At 72.8% G+C, this 20,973-nt stretch carries 15 protein-coding genes; 8 read left to right on the forward strand and 7 right to left on the reverse strand.

Annotated features, from left to right (window positions below; translation table 11 throughout):
- Positions 1–67 precede the first annotated feature (67 nt).
- Both ACFWBT_RS20035 and ACFWBT_RS20040 read right to left on the reverse strand, forming a co-directional pair.
- Positions 68–3,043, reverse strand: a complete 2,976-nt coding sequence (locus ACFWBT_RS20035) for an AAA family ATPase (RefSeq protein ID WP_385702046.1) — start codon at positions 3,041–3,043, stop codon at positions 68–70.
- Between the two features lie 350 nt (positions 3,044–3,393).
- The gene (locus ACFWBT_RS20040; protein ID WP_385702048.1) at positions 3,394–4,953 is read right to left on the reverse strand and encodes an MFS transporter; all 1,560 of its coding nucleotides are present in this window, start codon (positions 4,951–4,953) and stop codon (positions 3,394–3,396) included.
- Between the two features lie 110 nt (positions 4,954–5,063).
- Here ACFWBT_RS20040 and ACFWBT_RS20045 point away from each other — a divergent pair, with 110 nt between their 5' ends.
- The gene (locus ACFWBT_RS20045) at positions 5,064–5,648 is read left to right on the forward strand and encodes a TetR/AcrR family transcriptional regulator (protein WP_385702050.1); all 585 of its coding nucleotides are present in this window, start codon (positions 5,064–5,066) and stop codon (positions 5,646–5,648) included.
- Positions 5,649–5,765: 117 nt separating this feature from the next.
- On the opposite strand, the gene ACFWBT_RS20050 is transcribed toward ACFWBT_RS20045, so the two are convergent.
- Complete coding sequence (locus ACFWBT_RS20050) at positions 5,766–6,851, reverse strand: MFS transporter (protein WP_385702091.1); 1,086 nt, start codon at positions 6,849–6,851, stop codon at positions 5,766–5,768.
- Positions 6,852–7,372: 521 nt separating this feature from the next.
- On the opposite strand from ACFWBT_RS20050, the gene ACFWBT_RS20055 reads away from it, so the two are divergent.
- On the forward strand, positions 7,373–8,800 hold the full coding sequence (locus ACFWBT_RS20055) for a PLP-dependent aminotransferase family protein (protein WP_385702053.1): 1,428 nt from the start codon (positions 7,373–7,375) through the stop codon (positions 8,798–8,800).
- A gap of 90 nt (positions 8,801–8,890) precedes the next feature.
- On the opposite strand, the gene ACFWBT_RS20060 is transcribed toward ACFWBT_RS20055, so the two are convergent.
- The gene (locus ACFWBT_RS20060) at positions 8,891–10,294 is read right to left on the reverse strand and encodes a PucR family transcriptional regulator (RefSeq protein ID WP_385702055.1); all 1,404 of its coding nucleotides are present in this window, start codon (positions 10,292–10,294) and stop codon (positions 8,891–8,893) included.
- A 164-nt stretch (positions 10,295–10,458) separates the two neighbouring features.
- Between ACFWBT_RS20060 and ACFWBT_RS20065 the strand changes: the two genes are divergently transcribed.
- Together ACFWBT_RS20065 and pruA are read left to right on the forward strand one after the other, a co-directional pair.
- Positions 10,459–11,385 (forward strand): proline dehydrogenase family protein, encoded by a 927-nt coding sequence (locus ACFWBT_RS20065; protein ID WP_385702057.1) that lies wholly within the window; start codon positions 10,459–10,461, stop codon positions 11,383–11,385.
- A gap of 130 nt (positions 11,386–11,515) precedes the next feature.
- Positions 11,516–13,147, forward strand: coding sequence for an L-glutamate gamma-semialdehyde dehydrogenase (pruA, locus tag ACFWBT_RS20070; RefSeq protein ID WP_385702058.1), 1,632 nt, complete (start codon positions 11,516–11,518; stop codon positions 13,145–13,147).
- A gap of 136 nt (positions 13,148–13,283) precedes the next feature.
- Here pruA and ACFWBT_RS20075 read toward each other — a convergent pair whose 3' ends face one another.
- A complete protein-coding gene (locus ACFWBT_RS20075; protein WP_385702061.1) occupies positions 13,284–14,153 on the reverse strand; it encodes an alpha/beta fold hydrolase in 870 nt (289 codons plus the stop codon).
- Positions 14,154–14,330: 177 nt separating this feature from the next.
- On the opposite strand from ACFWBT_RS20075, the gene ACFWBT_RS20080 reads away from it, so the two are divergent.
- Positions 14,331–14,876: a GNAT family N-acetyltransferase gene (locus tag ACFWBT_RS20080; protein WP_385702063.1), complete on the forward strand. Its 546-nt coding sequence runs from the start codon at positions 14,331–14,333 to the stop codon at positions 14,874–14,876.
- Positions 14,877–15,039: 163 nt separating this feature from the next.
- Here ACFWBT_RS20080 and ACFWBT_RS20085 read toward each other — a convergent pair whose 3' ends face one another.
- A complete protein-coding gene (locus ACFWBT_RS20085; protein ID WP_385702066.1) occupies positions 15,040–16,011 on the reverse strand; it encodes a LysR family transcriptional regulator in 972 nt (323 codons plus the stop codon).
- Positions 16,012–16,078: 67 nt separating this feature from the next.
- Between ACFWBT_RS20085 and ACFWBT_RS20090 the strand changes: the two genes are divergently transcribed.
- On the forward strand, positions 16,079–17,512 hold the full coding sequence (locus ACFWBT_RS20090; RefSeq protein WP_385702068.1) for an MFS transporter: 1,434 nt from the start codon (positions 16,079–16,081) through the stop codon (positions 17,510–17,512).
- Between the two features lie 205 nt (positions 17,513–17,717).
- Positions 17,718–17,849: a hypothetical protein gene (locus ACFWBT_RS20095; RefSeq protein ID WP_266763092.1), complete on the forward strand. Its 132-nt coding sequence runs from the start codon at positions 17,718–17,720 to the stop codon at positions 17,847–17,849.
- 96 nt (positions 17,850–17,945) lie between these two features.
- Here ACFWBT_RS20095 and ACFWBT_RS20100 read toward each other — a convergent pair whose 3' ends face one another.
- Positions 17,946–19,547 carry a purple acid phosphatase family protein gene (locus ACFWBT_RS20100; protein ID WP_385702071.1) on the reverse strand — a complete coding sequence of 534 codons (1,602 nt, stop codon included), beginning with the start codon at positions 19,545–19,547 and terminating at the stop codon, positions 17,946–17,948.
- A gap of 142 nt (positions 19,548–19,689) precedes the next feature.
- On the opposite strand from ACFWBT_RS20100, the gene ACFWBT_RS20105 reads away from it, so the two are divergent.
- Positions 19,690–20,733, forward strand: coding sequence for a 3-isopropylmalate dehydrogenase (locus ACFWBT_RS20105; RefSeq protein WP_385702073.1), 1,044 nt, complete (start codon positions 19,690–19,692; stop codon positions 20,731–20,733).
- Positions 20,734–20,973 lie beyond the last annotated feature (240 nt).

Below are 20,973 nucleotides of genomic sequence, written 5' to 3' on the forward strand. Positions count from 1 at the left end.
TTTGTTTATACGCGACGGGGGCCGGGACACCCGAGGGTGTCCCGGCCCTCGCGCGTCCTGCGGCGCCTCACGCGGACGGTGTCGTCTCCGGCTCGATCAGGCGCTCGCGGTAGGCGATGGCCACGGCCTCGGTGCGGCTCGCCGCGCCCAGCTTGGCCAGGATGTTGGAGACGTGGACACTCGCCGTCTTGCCGCTGATGAACAGCTCCTCGCCGATCTGGCGGTTGGTGCGTCCCCGGCCGAGCAGCCGCAGCACGTCGCTCTCCCGGGCGGTCAGCGCGGCGATGCGCTCCCCGGCGGCGGGTGACTCGGCGAGGCGGCCGCGCCGGACGAGCGCGTCCAGGGCCTCGCGCAGCGGCACCGCACCGAGGCGCAGGGCGGTTTCACCGGCCGCGCGGGCCTGTTCGGCGGCCTCCTCGCGGCGGCCGGCCGCGAGGAGGGCTTCCGCGAGCCGCCTTCTGCTGCGGGCGAGTTCGTACGGATCGCCGTAGCCGAACGCCGCCACGGCCCGCTCCCAGGCCGCGACGTCCGGGCCGGTGCGGGCGCGCAGCCCTTCCGCCTCGGCGCGGGCGAGCCAGGCCAGGCCCTCGGGGCCCTGCTCGGTGCCGTCCTCGCCCCGGGCCGCCGTGCTCCGGGCCAGCTCCACCAGCTCGGTGGCGGTGTCCGCCCAGCGGTCGCCGCCCGTCGGGTCGCCGGACAGGCGTGCCTCCTCGGCCGTGTCCGCGACCGCCGACAGGGCGAGCGCGGCGAGCCGCACCACCACGTCGGGCCGGTCGGAGCCCGAGGCGTCCGAGAGAGCCTCGACCGAGGTGCGCAGCCGGCGTACGGATTCCTCGGCGTCGCCGCGCAGCGCCGCCGCGTCGGTCAGCACGATGCTCGCGACGAGCGTCGCCATCCAGTCGAACGGCCGGTCGAGCAGTGCGCGGGCCCCCGTGACCGCCGCGTCGTGCTCGCCGCGGGCCAGGGCGACGTACAGCGCGGGACCGGCCGCGAACCCACCCGCCGTCGGCAGCAGTTCGGCGTCGTCGGCGGCCGCTCGCGCGCACTCGTCCCAGCGGCCCAGGGTGTAGAGCACCAGGGACTGGAGGAAGCGGAGTTCCAGGGCGTACGGCGATGAGACGAGACCGGCGCGGCGGGCGCGGTCGAGGCCGTCGCCGAGCCAGGTCAGGCACTCGTCCAGGTCGCCGGACTCGTAGCACCCGATGGCCAGGTTGAACAGTGCCCGCATCTCCACCGGGAAGTTCCCCGCGCCGCGGGCCAGTTCGCGGGCCCGGCGCAGCCGGTCGCGGCCCTCCGGGGTGCGCCGGTTGTGCGCTTCCATGCCGACCAGGGAGATCGTCAGGTCGGCCTGGGCGTCGGCCAGCCCGAGCCCCTCGGCCGTCGCCAGCGCCTGCCGGGCGACCCGCTCGGCGTCCTCGTCCCGTCCCACATAGCGGGCGGCCATGACATGGGTCGCGGCCGCCCACACCCAGGTGTACGAGGGCGGCTCGGCGGGGATCATCGCGAGCGCCTCACTGCTGTACGTGAACGCGGCCTTCAGGCTGTCGATCCGCATCAGATGGCCCGCGAGGGTGTACCGCACCCGGGCGGCGAGCTCGGAGTCGACGTCCGAGCCGGCCCGGGCGAGCGCGTCGCGGGTGAGGTGGACCGCGCGATGGGACTCACCGGCTCGGGCGGCGGCCGCCGAGGCGCGCAGGGTGAGGGCGACCGTGCCGCCGCCCTCGGGGCGGGCGGCGGTGTCCACCGCGGGCCACAGTTCGAGTGCGGTCTCCAGATGGCGCAGCTCCTCGGCGGGCGCGCCGACGCCCTGGGCGTGGTCGGCGGCTTCGAGGGAGGCGGTGAGCGCGTCGGCCAGGTCGTGGCTCTCGCGTGAGTGATGGGCGCGCTCCGCCGCGTTCTTCGCCGAACGGGCTTGCCCGGCCAGGAGTTTGGCGAACAGTCCATGCAGCCGGACCCGCTCGCCGGGCAGCAGGTCCGCGTACACGGCCTCCCGGGTGAGCGCGTGCCGGAACGAGTACGTCGCGTCGCCACCGGGCAGCAGCAGTTGGTGGCCGACGGCCTCGCGCAGCGCCGACTCCAGCTCGTCCTGCGGCAGTTGTACGGCGTCACGCAGCAGGTCGTGCTCGACGCGGCGCCCCGCGACGGCCGCCGTGCGCAGCACCTGCTGGGCGGTCTCGGAGAGTTGCTCGATGCGGATGAGGAGGACGTCGGCCAGTCCGCTGGGCATGGCGGGGGAGACGGAGCCGTCGTCACCGGGCAGCGCGGCGAGCAACTCCTCGGCGTAGAAGGCGTTGCCCTCGGCGCGGTCGACGATGCGGCGGACCGTGGCGTCGGAGACGGGGCCGGTGCGCAGCGCGCGCACGAGCCGGGCCACGTCGGCGTCGGCCATCGGCCGCAGTTCCAGCCGGTCGACGGCGGGCAGCCGGATCAGCTCGGCGAGCAGGGGGCGCAGGGGGTGGCGGCGGTGCAGGTCGTCCGCGCGGTACGAGGCGAAGACCGCCAGGCGGCGGGCCGGGCCGCCGGGCGCGGGCCGCTGCAGGACACCCCGGCTGAGCAGGAAGCGGAGCAGGTCGCGGGAGGACTGGTCCGCCCAGTGGAGGTCTTCGAGGATCAGCAGGAGCGGGGAGACATCGGACAGGTCGGCGAGGAGCCCCGCGATGCCCTCGAAGAGCTGGAGGCGGCTGCCGGGGTCCGGTGCGGTGCCGGTGCCCGGCCCGCCGCCGGTCAGCCGGTGCACCGCCGGGTGGGCCGCGAGGGCCGGGGCGAAGCGGTCGTCGGCGGCCAGGGCGCCGAGGATCTCCGTGAACGGGAGGTACGGCAGGCCCACGTCCCCGAGGTCGACGCAGTGGCCGGTCAGGACCGTCATACCGGCGGCGGCGGCGTGCGCCGCGGCCTCCGTGAGCGTGCGGGTCTTGCCGACGCCGGCGTCTCCGGCCACCAGGACGGCACGGGGGTCGCCGTCCCTGGCCCGCTCCAGCACGCCGGTGAGCCGGGCGAGTTCGTCCCCCCGGCCGATGAACGGCGTACCGAATGTCTGTGCCACGACACCCATCCTGGCACGCCCCACCGACAACTCCCCGGCGCCGGCCTCCCGGGGACCCGCCCCGTACTCGCCCCTCGGCCAAGTCCGCCCCCGCGACACCCCGACGCACCCTGACGCACGCGCGGACACCGAGCGATGCCGCACGCCGCACACACGCCGATGCCGGGCGGGCCGGAACGCTCCCGCTCCCGCGCGTGCCCAGGCTCGGCGGGCCGGAACGGAGACGCGACTCCCCGCGCGTGCCGATGCGGGGAGTCGGAGTTCCGACGCGTGCCGATGCCGGGCGGGCCGGAGTCGTCCGGGCCGCCCGGCGGGTGGGGGCTCGGGCGTCGGCCGCCCGGCGGGTGGTGTCAGGCCGTCGCCTGCTCGGGGGCCACCGCTTCCGGTGCGCCCTCGGTCCCGCGCACCGACACCTTGCGCAGGGTCGCGGTGGCGAGCGCCGCGGCGCCCAGCAGGAGGATCACGCCCGCGACCGCCGCCGCCTGCATGCCGTCGGTGAACGCCTCCCGTGCGGCCCGCGCCAGGGCCTGGCCCGCGTCGCCCGGCAGCTGTCCGGCCACGGCGAGCGCGCCGCCCAGCGTCTCGTGGGCCGCGGTGGGGACGCCGGCCGGGACGTCCTGGCGGTAGACCGCCGTACCGATGGAGCCCAGGACGGCCATGCCGAGGGCGCCGCCGAACTCGGCCCCGGTCTCCAGCAGGGAGGAGGCCGAGCCCGCGTTGCCGACGGGGACGGTGCCGAGGGCCAGGTCCATCATCTGCGACATCACGGTGACGATTCCGGCGGCGAGGACACCCGCGCCGGCCAGCACGAGCCACAGGGAGTCGGTGCCGGCGAGGGTCAGCAGGCCGTAACCGCAGGCGGCGGTCACGAAGCCGCCGGAGACGACATGGGCGCGGTCCACGCCCTTCTGCACGAGCTGCGCGGAGACCGGCGCGGCCACTCCGACCAGGACGGTGGGGAGCAGGGCCCACAGGGCCGCCTCCATGGAGCTCTTGCCGAGCACCGACTGGAGGTACTGGGTGGTGAAGTACGCCGAGCCCAGCATGCCGAACGAGGCGATCAGGTTGAGCACGACGGCGGGCGCGAAGCCGCGGCCGCGGAACAGGGCCGGGGAGATCAGCGGGGACTTCGCGGTGCGCTGACGGTGGACGAACAGGGCGGCGAAGACCAGTCCGACGAGGACCGAGACGACGTACTCGGTCTTCCAGCCCTCGGACGGGATCTCCTTGATGCCGTAGATCACGGGCAGCACGGCGGCCATCGACAGCGGCACGCTGAGCAGGTCGAAGCGGCCGGGCTCCGGGTTCCTGGACTCGGGGAGCAGGATCGGGCCGAGGACCAGCAGCAGCACCATCGCGGGCAGGTTGACGAGGAAGACCGAGCCCCACCAGAAGTACTGGACGAGGACACCGCTCATCACCGAACCGAGCGCGATACCACCGGTCATGACGCCGGACCACATGCCGATGGCCTTCGCGCGCTGGCCGGGGTCCGTGAACATCGTGCGGATGATCGCCATCGTCGACGGCATCAGGGTCGCGCCGCCGATGCCGAGGATCGCACGGGCCGCGATCAGCATCTCGGCGCTGTTCGCGTAGGCCGCCAGCACCGAGGCGGTGCCGAAGGCGGCGGCGCCGAACAGGAGCAGCTTGCGGCGCCCGATGCGGTCACCGAGCGAGCCCATCGTCATCAGCAGACCGGCGAGCACGAACGCGTAGATGTCGAAGATCCACAGCTGCTGGGTCCCGCTCGGCTCCAGGTCCGCGCTGATCGAGGGGATCGCGAAGTAGAGGACCGAGACATCCATCGAGACCAGGAGCAGCGGAAGCATCAGCACGCCGAGGGCGGTCCATTCACGGCGTCCGGCCAGGGCGCCGGAGGAGGGTGTCGTGCTCGTCGGGTTCGTCATGGCAGGGACTGTACGCACGTCTTAAACGCTTGTCTAGTACGAGCGTTTAATACATCTGTCCTTGACGTTCGTATGGGACGGTTGTCTGAATTCCGGGTACGCTGGCCGGCATGGGACACCGTGAGGATCTGCTCGAAGGCGCCAAGCGCTGCCTGCTGGAGAAGGGCTTCGTGCGCACCACGGCGCGCGACATCGTCAAGGAATCGGGGACGAATCTCGCGTCCATCGGCTACCACTACGGGTCGAAGGACGCACTCCTCACGCAGGCCTTCGTGGAGCTGATCCAGGAGTGGGGCGAGAAGTTCGCCCCGGCGTCGGCGCGCGAGGTCGAGCCCGGGGGCTCCGTGGAGCGCTTCCACAGCGTGTGGGCGCGGATGCTGGAGTCCTTCGAGGACTTCCGGCCCCTGTGGGCGGCCAGCATGGAGATCGCGACGCAGGGGGACCGGGTGCCGGAGCTGCGGGATCTGATGGCGAAGGCCCAGATCGAGGGACGGTCCGGGCTGGTCGCGATGTTCACCGGGCGGGACGAGGAGGCGCTCGACGAGGCGACGGTGAAGTCGCTCGGCGGCTTCTATCAGGCGCTGCTCAACGGCCTGATGGTGCAGTGGCTCTTCGACCCGGCGAGCGCGTCCACGGCGGACGAACTCACCGACGGGCTGCGCCGCGTGATCGACGGGGCGCGCGAGGCGAAGTGACCCCGGCCGGGCCGCGCGGCGAGCCCCCGCTCGATGGCCTCCCGCCCGGCCGCCGTCCGTCCGCCGCTCGCCCGGTGAGCGTGCGTCCGATGCTGGTGTGCCCGCCGGGCCGGCCGGTCACGCCTTGGGGGCGGGGGTGTGCAGGTCGCGGACGGCCGGGACCAGTGCCACCAGCATCAACGCGCCCGTGATGGCGAAGGCGGCCGCGTAGCCCACCGGTCCGGCCAGGGTGCCGAAACCGACCGCGCCGACGCCCATGCCACCGTCGTACGCCAGATTCCACAGCGCGCTGACCGTGCCGTAGCCGGAGGCCGGGACCCGTGCGTACATCAAGGTCAGGGTCGCGTTCTGGGCGATGCCGAAGCCGACGCCGAAGACGGCCACCCCGGCCACGACGGCGACCGGGCTCCCGGTGAACGCGGTGATCAGCATGCCGCCGGCCGACAGGAGCAGGCTCGGCAGCACGAGCCGCGCCGGTCCGTGCCGGTCGCCGTACCGGCCCGCCGCCCAACGGGCCGCGGTCGACGCGGCGGGCTGTGTGAAGAGGGCCACCGCGACGACCCCGGACGCGGCGGCGGGGACCGCCAGCGGCAGGAAGGTGACGATGATCCCGGTCGCCAGGGCGGTGGTCGCGAACACGATCGCGGGCCGGGCCAGGGCACCGGTCCGCAGGGCGGCCACCATCCCCACCGGCTTCTCCGACGTCGCCTCCCGGTCGGGCAGACCCGGCACCGACGCGACGGCGGCCAGCGCGGCCACGCCCGCGGCGACGGCGACCGGGGTGCAGCCCACGTGCGCGGCCAGCCACACGCCCAGCGGCAGGGCGATCAGCGACGGTACGCCGGAGACCACGCCCACCAGTGCCAGACCCTCACCCCGCCGTTCGGCCGGGATCAGCGAGGCGGTGAGCGCTCCGCCCGCCACAAGGGTGAGCGCGAAACCGAGGCCGCGGACCAGGCAGACCAGCACGATCCACGCCAGCGAGTGCGAGACAGTGAGGACGAGGGCGGGCGCGCCGAGCAGGGAGAGGCCCGCGATCAGCGCCACGCGGTATCCGTAGCGCGCCACGAAGCGGGGAGCGGCGAGTTCGCCGAGGACCGTGGACAGCATCAGGGCGCCGGTCGCCGGGCCCGCGCCCGACGCCGTGGCGTAGGCGGGGACGACCGAGAGCAGCAGGAAGAAGCTCACCGAGGCGCCGATCATGCTCACGAAGCGGAGCATCAGGGGCCGGGCCAGCAGCGGCGGCCGGGCGGCGGACCCGGACCCGTGGGCCGGAGCCGTCGCGCTCGTCGGAGCCGTCGGAACCGGAGCCTGATCCGGCGGAGCGGGCGTGGCGGGCAGGACAGGCGCGACGGACGTGGTCGGCACGGGCGAGGGCGCCGGTGCCGGTAAGGGTGTCTCAGCCCCACCCGCAGCCGGACCAGCAGCCCCACTCGCAGTCCCATCCGTAGCCGGACTCCGAGTCGGACCCGCGGTTCCACCCGCACTCCCACTCTCAGTCGGACCCGCCTCCCCACCCGCAGCCGGACTCGGAGCCGGACCCGCAGTCCCACCCGCAGTCGGACTCGGAGCCGGACCCGAAGCCCCATCCACAGCCGAACTCAGAGTCGGACCCGCAGTCGGACTCGGAGTCGTCGGAGTCGTCCGGGGCGTCTGCGGCATCGAGGGAGTCGTCATGGGAACGACGTTAGATTTTGACCGGACCGTCGGTAAGCTCCAATTTCATGCCTCCGCAGTGGGCCGGTCTGTCGCCCGAGCTGCTGCTGTCCGTCGACCGGGACAGCGGCGAGCAGCTGCGCGCCCAGCTGGAGCGGCAGGTACGCGACGCGATCCGCACCGGCCGCCTCGGCGCCGGTGAACGTCTTCCGTCCTCCCGTGAACTCGCCCGCGAGCTCGCTCTGTCGCGCGGCCTCGTCCAGGACTGCTACGCCCAACTCCAGGCGGAGGGCTACCTGGTGACCCGCGTCGGTTCCGCCACGCGGGTCGCGGCGGGAGCCCATGTGCCGGCCGCGCCGGTCTCCCCGGACCAGGCCGCCCCGCGCCTGATCGCGGATTTCCGGCACGGGGTACCGGACTTGGGAAGCTTCCCGCTCGCCGACTGGCTCTGGGCGACGCGCGAGGCCGGCCGTACCATGCCGACGGCGGATCTGGACTACGGGGACCCGCGCGGGAGTTCGGTGCTGCGCGAGGTGGTGGCCGGATATCTGCGCCGGGTGCGGGCGGCCGCGGCCGACCCCGAGCGCATCGTCGTCTGCTCCGGCTACGCGCAGGGGCTCGGGCTGACGCTGCGCAGCCTGGCGCTCGCCGGTGTGCGGGTGGTGGCGTACGAGGATCCGGGCGGCCCCGCCACCGCGTCGGCCGCCGCCGGGGCGGCGGGACTGACGGCCGTGCCCGTTCCCGTCGACGAGGACGGCGTCGACGTACGGGCCCTCGACGCGACCGGAGCCCGCGCCGTCATCGTCACCCCGGCGCACCAGTGGCCCACCGGGGTCGTCCTCGCCCCCGCGCGCCGGCTCGCCCTCATCGAGTGGGCGATGCGGCGGGACGCCTACGTCATCGAGGACGACTACGACGCCGAGTTCCGCTACGACCGGGAGCCGGTGGGTGCGCTCCAGGGGCTGGCCGCGGACCGGGTGGTCTCGATCGGCACCGTCAGCAAGTCGCTCGCCCCGGCGCTGCGCATCGGCTGGCTGCTCTGCCCGCCCGCGCTCGCCGCCCCGGTCAGGGAGGCCAAGCGGCTCACCGACCGCGGCTCCCCGACCCTGGACCAGCTCGCCCTCGCGAAGCTGATCGAGTCCGGCCGCTACGACCGCCACCTGCGCCGGATGCGCGCCGTCTACGCGGCCCGGCGCACGGCCCTGGTCACCGTGCTCGCCACGCACGCTCCGGAGGTCCGGCTCACCGGACTGGCCGCCGGGTTCCACGCGGTCCTGCACCTGGCGGCGACGGCCGACGAGCGGTTCGTCGTCGCCGCGGCCCGGGAACGCTCCGTCGGCCTGTACGGCATGAGCCCCTGCCGCTCCGGCCACGCGTCGACGCCTGCCCAACTGGTACTCGGCTTCGGCGACGTGGGGGAGCGGGCGATCGCCGAGGGGGTGGCGGCGGTCGGTGATCTGCTCACACCGGACGCGAGGCCGTCGAGCCGGCCGTGAGACCGACGCCGGACGTGTGCCTGCCCGGCCGGTCCTGAGGCCGACGCCGGGGACGAGCCCGAGCCGGTCCGGAGATCGAGGGGCCGACAGCTAGAGCCGCGCCCCCTTCAGCGCCATGTGCAGCAGGAGCCGGTCCTCTCCGTCGTCCAGGTCGAGGCCGGTGAGGTGTTCCACGCGGGACAGGCGGTAATAGAGCGTCTGGCGGTGGATGCCCAACTCGGCCGCCGTGCGACCGGCCTGGCCCGCTCGGTCGAGGAACACCTCGGCGGTGCGCGCGAGTTCGCGGTGCGCCGGGGCCAACAGGTCGCGTACGACGGGGTCGTGGGCGACCTCCCGGGGGAGCGCCGTGAGCAGCCGGAAGGGGCCGATGGCCCCCCACTCGGCGACCGGGCCGAGCCGGGGTTCGGCCAGCACCGCACGCGCGGCGGCGGCCGCCTCGTGCCAGGCGGTCCCCAGTTCCCCGAGCCCCACCCGGGCCGCGGCGATCCCGGCAGCCGCCGTCCCGCCGAGGGAAGCGGCTCCCGGGGCGGCGCCGGGGGATGCGGCTCCCGAGGCGCCGTGGGAGGAAGCGGCCGCCACCGTCCCGCCAGCTGCTCCGGACACGCCCGAGGCACCGGCACCGCCGGAAGGCGCGGACGCCGAAGCGCTGCCCCTCCGGGCCGGTCCCGCGGCCCCGCCCGGACGACCGGACCCGGTGGCCCCGGCCTCGCCGCGGCCGCCCGCAGCCTCCCGTACGAACCGGGTGGCCGCCGTGAGCGCGGGCGTCAGTACGTCCGGCGAACGCAGCCGGACCAGCAGGGCCAGGCTCTGGCCGGTGGCGCCCCACGGGATGGTGCACAGCGCCGTCGCCCCCGGCACCGTACGGGCGGAAGGGGCGTCGTCCGGGTCGGCCGAGGGCCACGGCGCCACGCACACCACCGTGTGCAGGCCGTCGCCGCGCGGGCCGAGCGCCGTGCGCAGCTCGGCCACCGCCATGTCGCGCTGCCAGCCGCGCTCGGCGGTCAGGACGGCGCGCAGCTCGCGGGTGAGATCCGCGCCGGCCTGCGCCTCGTCCGCGAGCAGGGCGCCGATGCGGGAGGCCACCTGCATGGCGGCGGTGAGCTGGGCGTCCGTGGGACCCGGGTCGTCGTCCAGCAGCCAGACATAGCCGAGGACGATGCCCCGATGGCGCACCGGGAGACAGATCCGGCCCCGGTAGACGCCGGCCTCCGGGGTCGGCGGGATACGGACGGGCCCGGTGGCGCGGGTGATGCCGAAGCCCTCGAACCAGGTGCGGACCGCCGTGGTGGAGCGGCGGGTGAGGATCGAGCGGGTGCGCACGGGGTCGAGGGCGGAGGGATCGAGGTCGCCCTCGCTGTCGTACGCGCCGAAGGCGATCAGCTCGAAATCACGGCTCTCCAGCGTCGCGGGGACGCCGAGGAGCGCCGAGATCTCGTCGACCAGCTCTTGGTAGTCGCCTCTGTATTCACCGCTCACCCGGGCATTCTCGCGCATTTCCGCGAGCTCTTCATACATATGTCTGAGATCCGGGGCACGGATGCGTGACAGCTGTCGATGGCCGAGGATCGGAGAGATCCCTAGGTTTCACGGTGGTTCTCCGTGCCGTACCCGAATCGTCGGGATTCGGCCTCCTACTGGCTTCGTTGTGGAGGTGCCCCGTGCTGGGTCCCGTGATTCTCGCCGCCTCGCGCAGCGACAAGATGCGCCGTCTGATCTCGGCGGCCCCGGTGACCAAGCCGGTCGTCGACCGGTTCATCCCCGGGGAGACCGTCGACCAGGTCGTCCCGATCATCAAGGACCTCACGGGCAAGGGCCTGGAAGTCACGATGGACGTCGTCGGCGAGGACATCACGACCCCCGAGCAGTCGTACGCCGCCCGTGACGCGTACCTGGAGCTGATCGGCCGCCTCAAGGAGCTCGGCCTCGGCACCAAGGCCGAGATGTCGATCAAGCTCTCCATGTTCGGACAGGCGCTGGAGGGCGGCCACGAGCTGGCCCTCGCCAACGTCCGCCCGGTCGTCGAGGCCGCCGCCGCCATCGGCACCACCGTCACGCTGGACGCCGAGGACCACACCACCCTCGACTCGATGTTCGCCATCCACGAGGAGCTGCGGAAGGACTTCCCGGGGACCGGCTGTGTGATCCAGGCCTACCTGTTCCGCACCGAGGCCGACGCCCGCCGCCTCGCCGAGAGCGGCAGCCGCGTCCGTCTGGTGAAGGGCGCCTACAAGGAGCCCGCCGAGGTCGCGTACCAGCAGAAGGCCGAGACCGACAAGGCGTACGTCCGCATCCTGAAGATCCTGATGGAGGGCGAGGGGTACCCGATGATCGGGTCCCACGACCCGCGCCTCATCTCCATCGCGCAGGAGCTGGCGCGGACCGCCGGGCGCAAACTGGACGAGTACGAGTTCCAGATGCTCTACGGCATCCGCAGCGACGAGCACCTGCGGCTCGCCGCCGAGGGTCACCGCATGCGCGTCTACACCGCGTACGGCACCGACTGGTACGGCTACTTCATGCGGCGCCTGGCGGAGAAGCCGGCCAACCTCGTGTTCTTCCTGCGAAGCATGATCACACGTGGCTGATTCCACTTGGCTGTGCCGCGGCTTCGGCCGGGGGTCCGGGGGTTGTCCCCCGGGCAGGCACAGCGCCCGCTCGATCCTCACCAAAGGCTGAGACCGAACCACCCGCTCGACTCAAGGAGTTACGGAAAAAATGGACGCTGTGACCCAGGTCCCCACCCCCGTCAACGAGCCGGTGCACGGCTACGCCCCCGGCTCGCCCGAGCGCGCCCGCCTGGAGGCCAAGCTCAAGGAGCTGGCCGAGAACCCGATCGACCTGCCGATGACCATCGGCGGCGAGCGGCGCATGGGCGGCGGTGACCGTTTCGACGTCGTGCAGCCGCACAACCACAAGGCGCGCATCGGCACCTACGCCAACGCCACGCAGCAGGACGCCCAGGACGCCGTCGACGCGGCCCTCGCCGCCGCTCCCGCCTGGCGCGCGATGGCCTTCGACGACCGCGCCGCGATCATCCTGCGCGCCGCCGAGCTGCTGGCCGGTCCCTGGCGCGAGACGCTGGCCGCCTCCACCATGCTCGGCCAGTCGAAGACCGCCCAGCAGGCCGAGATCGACACCCCCTGCGAGCTCGTCGACTTCTGGCGCTTCAACGTCCACTACGCCCGCCAGATCCTCGCCGAGCAGCCCCCGGCGAACTCCCCGGGCGTGTGGAACCGCATGGACCACCGTCCGCTGGAGGGCTTCGTCTACGCGATCACGCCCTTCAACTTCACGGCGATCGCGGGCAACCTCCCCACCGCCCCGGCGCTCATGGGCAACGTCGTCGTCTGGAAGCCGTCCCCGACGCAGACCCACGCCGCCGTGCTGCTGATGCAGCTCCTGGAGGAGGCGGGCCTGCCCAAGGGCGTCATCAACCTCGTCACCGGTGACGGCATCGAGGTCTCCAAGGTCGCTCTGGAGCACCGCGACCTCGCGGGCATCCACTTCACCGGTTCGACCAAGACCTTCCAGTACCTGTGGAAGACGGTCGGCAACAACATCGAGAAGTACCGCTCCTACCCGCGTCTGGTCGGCGAGACCGGCGGCAAGGACTTCGTGGTCGCCCACCCGTCGGCGGACCGCGCGATCCTCAAGACCGCCCTGACCCGCGGTTCCTTCGAGTACCAGGGCCAGAAGTGCTCGGCGAGCTCCCGCGCCTACATCCCGGCCTCCATCTGGAACTCCGGTTTCAAGGAGGAGTTCGCGGCCGAGGTCGACTACCTGACCATGGGTGACGTCACCGACCTGTCGAACTTCATCGGCGCGGTCATCGACGAGCGGTCCTTCGCCAAGAACAAGGCGGCCATCGACCGCGCGAAGGCCGACCCGACCTGCACGATCGTCGCGGGCGGCTCGTACGACGACTCCGTCGGCTACTTCGTGCGCCCGACCGTCGTCGAGTGCTCGGACCCGGAGAACGAGGTCTTCACGACCGAGTACTTCGGTCCCTTCCTCGCCGTGCACGTCTACGAGGACGAGAAGTACGACGAGATGCTGACCCAGATGGAGTCGGCGTCCGACTACGCGCTCACCGGCGCGGTCATCTCCGGCGACCGCGCGGCGGCCGCGTACACGATGGAGAAGCTCCGCTACGCGGCGGGCAACTTCTACATCAACGACAAGTCGACCGGCGCCGTCGTCGGCCAGCAGCCCTTCGGCGGCGGCCGTGCCTCCGGCACCAACGACAAGGCGGGCGCCCCGCAGAACCTGATGCGCTGGACGCTGACCCGCGCCATCAAGGAGACGCTGGTTCCGCCGACCGACTACGGCTACCCGCACATGGGCTGACAGCCGAACGCGGCAGCCGGCCCCCGGGCCGGCCGCCCGTCACCCACTCCGCCCCCGCCCCACGGTCTCCCCCGTCCGTGGAGCGGGGGCGGTTCCAGTTCCGCGGTGGGCCGCGGCCGTACGGCGCGCCGTCGCTTCACACGTGCCGGCCGAGGAAGTCCCCGATGAGCGCGGCCGCCTGGCCCGCGTGCGTCTCCAGGGCGAAGTGGCCCGTGGGGAGAAGGTGGATCTCCGCGTCGGGGAGGTCACGGCGGAAGGCGAGGGCGCCCTCCGGGACGAAGATCTCGTCGTGACCGCCCCAGACGGCCAGGAGCGGGACCTGGCTGGTGCGGAAGTACTCCTGGAAGGCCGGGTAGAGCGCGAAGTTGGAGTCGTAGTCCGCGATCAGGTCGAGCTGGATCTCCGGCTGGCCGGGGCGGGCCATCAGGGCCGCGTCGTGCTCGTAGGCGTCGGGGCTGACCAGCGTCGGGTCCGGCACGCCGGTCAGGTACTGCCACCGGATGCCGTCCGGGCCGCTGATGGCGCGGACCGGCGCCTCCGTCTCGGGTGTGCGCTCCGCGATCAGCGCCAGCACCGGAGCCCAGGCCCCCGCGCCCAGCCCCTCCTCGTACGCGTTGCCGTTCTGCGTGATGATCGCGGTCACCCGCTCGGGGTGCGCGAGCGCGAGGCGCAGGCCGATCGGGGCGCCGTAGTCCTGGATGTAGAGCGCGTACTCCTTGAGGCCGAGCTGCTCGGTGAACTCTTCGGTGATCTCGGCCAGCCGGTCGAAGGAGTACGGGAAGTCGGCGGCCGCGGGGGCGGCGGAGCGGCCGAAGCCGAGGTGGTCGGGGGCGACCAGGTGGTAGCGGTCGGCGAGCAGCGGCAGCAGGTCCCTGAACATGTGCGAGCTGCTCGGGAAGCCGTGCAGGAGGAGCAGGACGGGCGCCTCCGCGGGGCCGGCCTCGCGATAGGCGATCCGGTGGCCGCGGACGGTGGTGGTGCGGTGGTGGACCGGGTGGCTGCTCACGAGCGGATCCCCTAACCCCTGATGGCGTTTTTGATGGTGAGAGCAGTTCACCATGTGTGCATCTAACTGGTCAAGCGATTTTTAAAGGTTAGATGTTGTTCGTGGGCGGTTGTCGTCGCCCCGGGGCGGCGCGGTGAGAGGGCTGGGATTCCTGTCTCCCGTGTGAATACTGGCCGGATGGCCACCCGACTGCGGACCGCCCACACCGCGGACCTCACCCCCGCCGAACTCCGCGCCGCCCGTGCCCTGTTGGAGGACGCCTTCGACGGGGACTTCAGGGACGAGGACTGGGACCACGGACTCGGCGGGATGCACGTCCTGGTCCATGACGGCCGGGGCCTCGCTGCGCACGGCTCGGTGATCCAGCGGCGCGTCCTGCATCGCGGCCGCTCGCTGCGCGTCGGATACGTGGAGGCGGTCGGCGTCCGCGCGGACGTGCGGCGCACGGGGCTCGGCGGGCGCGTGATGGCGGAACTGGAACGGATCATCGAGAGCGCCTACGGGCTCGGCGCGCTCTCCGCGAGCGAGGACGGGGCCGCCCTGTACGCGGCGCGGGGCTGGCAGCTCTGGCCCGGCCATGTCTGTGTCCTGGCGCCGGACGGTGCCGTCCGGCGCCTGCCCGACGAGGAGGGAACCACCTTCGTCCGTCCCGGCGCGGCCGTGGGTCCCCTCGACCCGGCGTACGGGCTGGTCTTCGACTGGCGGGACGGCGACGTGCTCTGACCGGAGCGGGTACCGGCGGAACGCCCGCCGTACCGGTCGGTCGACCGCGGTCGGTCGCCGCCGCGCTGAGCCGGCCGCGGTGCCGCGCTGAGCCGGCCGCGGTACGGCGACCGCGCTGAGCCGACCGCGCTGAGCCGACCGCGGTAGGCCGGCCGCGCGCCGGTCAGCCGGTCGCGGGGGCCGCGTCCACGGCGGGGCCGAACTCCCCGGCCACGCGGCTGAGTGCCCCACGGAGCCACCGGTGCGCCGGATCGGTGTCCAGCCGTACGTGCCACGCCTGCGCCGACACCACCTCCGGCAGGTCCAGCGGAATCTCCAGGGTCACGAGCGGCATCGCCCGGCACGCCTCGGTCGCGACCTCCGAGGGGACCAGGACCAGTGCGTCGGTGCGCAGGGCGAAGAAGCAGGCCGCGCCGTAGGTGGGGGCGGTGGCCAGGACGTCGCGGCTCAGGCCGAGTTCGGCGAGACGTTCGTCCACCACGCTGTGCGTGCGGCCGCGCCGGGTGACCGTGATGTGGGGCAGCGCGGCGAAGCGGGCGGCGGTCAACGGGCCGTGCGCGAAGGGGGCGTCGGCGCGCGCGACGGCCAGGTACCGGTGCACCCGGAGGGCGGAGCTGCGCACGTCGTGCGGCAGTTCCTCCGGCAACTCGCCCACGTCCAGATCGACATGGGTGCGCAGGTCCGCCGGGTCCTCGTCGCCCTCCGGCAACAGCCGCAGTCGCACGCCGGGTGCCTCCCGCGCCGCCAGCTCCAACAGCGGGGCGCCCAGGGACATCGCGACCCCGTCGTTCGTGCGGATCCTGAACTCCCTCCGCAGGGTCGCGAGTTCGAGGTCGCGGGGCGGATGGAGGGCGGCCACCGCGGCCGCGAGCGCCGCCTGCGCCCCGGGCTGCATCTCCCGCGCGCGGGGCGTGAGGGTCAGGCCCCGGCCCGACGGGACGAGGAGCGGATCGCCGACGACCCGGCGCAGCCGGCCCAGGGTGCGGCTCATCGCCGAGGGGGACACGCTCAGTTCGGCTGCCGCGCCCGCGACGCCGCCCGCGCGCAGCAGGGCGTCGAGAGCGGGGAGCAGGTTCATGTCCGGGAGGGGGGACATCCCGTCCCGCCCGGGGGAGACGGACCGCGAATGCTGCATGAGACGCAATGCTACGTGAAGCAATCGGACCTTGTGTGCAGTAATGGTCCGCCCCGAACCTGGACCCATGATGGATTCGCGTCAGCGCGGCACCGCGCTCCTGGTCGCGGGCTGCTTCTTCATGGAGATGCTGGACGGCACGATCGTGTCGACGGCCGCCCCGCAGATAGCCGCCGACCTGCACACCACACCCGCCTCGGTCGGCCTGGTCGTGACGGCCTACCTCGTCACCCTCGCCGTCCTCGTCCCTCTCTCCGGCTGGCTCACCGCCCGCTTCGGCCCACGCCGCGTCCTCCTCGCCGCGATCACGGTCTTCACCCTCGCCTCGCTGGCCTGCGCCCTCGCGCCCGGCCTCGGCGTCCTCGTCGTGACCCGGGTCCTCCAGGGCGCGGGCGGCGCGATGATGGTGCCGGTCGGTCGGCTCGTCGTGGTCGCCGGGATCGCCAAGCGGGACCTCCCGCGCGCGGTCGCCTACATCGTGTGGCCGGGCCTCGCCGCCCCGGTCGTCGCGCCACTGCTCGGCGGCGTGATCACCACGTACGCCTCCTGGCACTGGATCTTCCTCCTGAACGTGCCCCTCGGGGTGCTCGCCCTGCTCGTCGCCCGCCGGCTCATCGCGCCGGGCACGCCGGGCGGGGCGCCGCCGCTCGACCTGCCCGGCATGCTGCTCACCTGCGTCGGCCTGGCCGCCCTGACCTGGACCGCGCATCTGGTGTCCGGAGACCGGAGCGGCCCGGCGGAGACGGCCGTCACCGGTGCCGTCGCGGTCGTGGCCCTGGCGGCCGCCGTGCGCCATCTGCTGCGCGCCGCGCATCCGCTGGTCAACCTGCGCACCCTGGACGTGCCGTCCTTCCGGGCCGCGGCGCTCGACGGCTCCCTCTACATGGCGGTCGTCTCCGCCCTCCCCTTCCTGCTGCCCCTGCTCTTCCAGGAGGTCTTCGGGTGGAGTGCGGTGAAGTCGGGCGCCGTGGTCCTGTTCGTCTTCGTGGGCAACATCGGTATCAAGCCGGCGACGACGTATCTGATCAACCGGTTCGGATTCCGGCCGCTGCTGGTCGTCTCGACCCTGGGGCTCGCGGTCACCACCGCGGGCTGCGCGCTGTTCACGGCGGCGACGCCGGTCGCGGTGATCGCGATCGTCGTGGCCGCCGGCGGCGTCGCCCGTTCGGTCGGACTCAGCGGCTACGCGACGATCGCGTTCAGCGAGACGGGGGAGGAGCGGCTGCGCGACGCGAACGCCCTCTTCGCGACCTCGCACCAACTGGCCGCGGGGCTCGGGATCGCGATCGCCACGGTCGCGCTGCGCGGGGGCGAGGCACTGACGGGTGGAGCGCGGTCGGCGTACGCCGTCGCGTTCGTGGTGCTGGGCGCGCTGTGCCTGCTGCCGACGATGGGAGCCCTCCGGCTGCACCCCGCGGCGGGTGACGCCGTCCGGACCGTCGTCCCAGGTCGGAGCGGTGTGACGCAATCCGCCGTCTCAGATAGTAGGAAGTCCGAGTAATCATGGAGACAGATGCCCGGTCCTCGCCTAGCTTTGTAGGAGCCGAACGTTTTCGCTCGACCAAGCGAATGGCGGTCGTGAGCCGGAGCCCCTGGCAGGCAACCCCTGCGGCACCGCTCCCCGCCCCTTCCGGCGTCTCGTAAATCCCTCACCGCACTTCCGGCCGCCCGCGTGGGCTCCGCCGGAGGCAAGGAGTCGATTCATCATGGCCGAGACGACCGTCCGCCGAGTCCGTCACCTCTCCCGTACGAACAGCGAGTCCGACCGCAAGAACGCCGCCGCGGCGCTCCAGCGTGCCCTCGACCGCAGGGACAACGGCGGCGCGACGGGCCACTGAGGCCCGCCGCCCCCTCTGACCGGGAGCCGCACCCGCAGGGGTGCGGCGCGGGGCCACGCCCCGCGCCGCACCTCGACGTGCTGAGTCGAGCCGAGCTCAGCTCCCGCGCCGCACCTCGAAGTGGTCGATGCGCTCGCCGCTCTGGGCCAGCGCCGACACCTTGAGCCGGGGTGAGGAGCCGGCCTCCGCCTCCACCGAGAGGAAGGAGAAGCCGGTGTACCGCACCCGCGACCACTCCACGCTGTCCGCCTTCCGCCGCTGCGACTTCGTCCAGTGGAAGGTCTCGATGGACTCGCGGCGCGTGACCTTCCCCTCGAAGCTGTCCTTGACCCCGGTGGGGAACCGGTAGAGGCTCTTGCCCGCCCCGCCCGCCGTGACGTACACGATCCCGTCCCGGGTCGGATCGGTCGAGGCGCCCACCGGCACCTGCTTGCCCACCCTGCCGCCCTTGACGGCGTCGGTGCGCTCGTACACATGGTTGTGTCCGTTGATCACCAGGTCCACCTGGTGCTTGGCGAACAGTGGCACCCAGGCGTCGCGCACACCGCCGTCGGAGGCGTGCGTCGACGTCGAGTAGGCGCAGTGGTGGAAGAAGACGACGATGAAGTCGACCTGCCCGCGCAGTTCCCCGAGCCGCTTGTCGAGCCAGGCCGTCTGCCTGCCGCCCGAGTAGCCCTTGTTGGCGGGGATCTCGTACGACACGTCGTTGGCGTCCAGCGCGACGACGCCGACGTTGCCGTACACGAAGGAGTAGACGCCCGGCGCGTGCTCGGAGTCGAAGCCGTTGCCGGGGAGCGTCCAGCGTGCGGACTGGCCGCCGTAGCCGTTCGGCGAGTACCAGGCCTCCATGTCGTGGTTGCCGGTCGTCACCATCCACGGCACCGACTTCGCGACCGTCTCGGTCTGCTTGAGGAACAGGTCCCAGGCGCCCGGGTCGTAGATGTCCGCGTCCTCGCCGTGCCCGGTCCCGTCCGCGTAGCAGATGTCGCCCGCGTGCAGGTGGAAGGCCGGGCCGCGGCCGAGGAGCACCTTGTCGTTGGCGAGCGCGTCGGGCGAGACGCCCTGGTCGCCGAAGGCGGTGAACACGAACTTCTCGGGGTGCGCGGGTGCCGTGCGGAAGTGGCCGATCGTGGAGTGCCGCGCCTTGCTCGCCGGGTCGAAGCCCTCGTGGCCGACGCCGTAGTAGTACGTCGTCCCGGGGCGCAGCCGGTCGAGGGCCGCGTGCACGTAGTACTGGTCCAGCGCCATCCGCTGTCCGGCGATTCCCGGTGTGCGCAGGTGGCGGACCTCGGCCTCGATCCTGCGGCTCAGCGACCAGGGCGTCGGGCCCACCCGGATGAACGGCTTCCTGACGGCGAACGGCACCTGCCAGGAGATCCGCATCTGGGTCTTCGGATCCGCGCCGAAGGCGAGGTGGCGGCCGAACGGCGTGACGGCGGAGCCGGACACCCGGCCGGTGGCCGGGTGCGGCGACGAGCCGGCCGCCGTCCGCGCGGGGGCCTCGGTGCCCGAGGCGCAGCCGGTCAGCAGCCCGCCGCCCGCGAACGCGCTCGCCGCCACGAGCGCGCGGCGCCGTGTGAGCTTCGTCCGCAGGTACTCGTACTGCTCGGCCATGCTCATGTCGCGTGCGAGCTCGTGCGGAATGCCGACGTCGGGGACGGGGAGTCCGGGGGGAGTCCCCCTGGAGGCAGCGGTCATGTCTGGAAAGTTCCCAGCGCGCGCCGACGGCCGTCGTACATACGAGTGAACACGGGCCGAAGGGTAGGGGTTCTCCGGCACCGACCTGTCCGGATGGCGGACATAGCGTGTCATCCCATGGGACGAGGAGTACGGTGCCGTCATGTCTCGCAGCATCGATCTCGCAGTGATCCCCGGTGACGGCATCGGCCAGGAAGTCGTGGCCCAGGGGCTCAAAGTCCTCTCCGCCGTCCTTCCACAGGACGTCAAGCTGGAGACCAAGGAGTTCGACTTCGGCGCCCGGCGCTACCACGCCACCGGTGAGACCCTCACCGACGCCGACCTCGACGCCCTGAAGCCGCACGACGCCATCCTGCTCGGTGCGATCGGTGACCCCTCGGTCCCGTCGGGCGTTCTGGAGCGCGGCTTTCTGCTCAAGCTCCGCTTCGCCTTCGACCACCACGTCAACCTGCGTCCCTCGAAGCTCCTCCCGGGTGTCGAGACCCCGCTCGCCGGTCAGCCCGAGATCGACTTCGTGGTGGTCCGTGAGGGCACCGAGGGTCCGTACACCGGCAACGGCGGCACCATCCGCAAGGGCACTCCGCACGAGGTCGCCACCGAGGTCTCCGTCAACACGGCGTTCGGTGTCGAGCGTGTCGTCCGTGACGCCTTCGCCCGTGCGCAGGCCCGTCCGCGCAAGAAGCTGACGCTGGTCCACAAGAACAACGTGCTGACCTTCGCGGGTCACCTGTGGACGAACGTCTTCAACAAGGTGGCGGAGGAGTTCCCCGAGGTCACCACCGACTACGTCCACGTGGACGCGGCGACGATCTACCTCGTCACGCAGCCCGAGCGCTTCGACGTGATCGTCACCGACAACCTCTTCGGCGACATCATCACCGACCTCGCCGCGGCCGTCTCCGGCGGCATCGGCGTCGCCGCCTCCGGCAACATCAACCCGAGCGGCGAGTTCCCCTCGATGTTCGAGCCCGTGCACGGCTCGGCGCCCGACATCGCGGGCCAGGGCAAGGCCGACCCCAGCGCCACCGTCCTGTCCGTCGCCCTTCTGCTGCGTCACCTCGGCTACGAGTCCGAGGCCGTCCGCATCGAGGACGCCGTGTCCGCCGATCTCGCCGAGCGGGTCGGCAAGCCGGCCCGCAGCACCGAGGAAATCGGCGACGCGCTGGCCGTACGAGTAGCCGGCTGACCCGCCGCTCCGCCTACGTTCCGTAGCAGCCGCCGGGTCGCATCCGCACCCGGCGGCTTTGTTGTGCCCTCGCCGGGTGCCACCATCAATCCCTGGGCCTCCCCGGGCCGCATTCACGCCGTTTTCTCCCGCGGTCCTCCGCTGGGCGATAATCGAACGCGGAGCCGCGGAATGAGGGAATGCTCGGACGTCCTACCACTGGCCACTGGCAGTGCGGGCGTGAGCGCGGCCCGTCACATC

The sequence above is a fragment of the Streptomyces sp. NPDC060027 genome (assembly GCF_042737005.1).
In the GTDB taxonomy this organism is placed as follows: domain Bacteria; phylum Actinomycetota; class Actinomycetes; order Streptomycetales; family Streptomycetaceae; genus Streptomyces.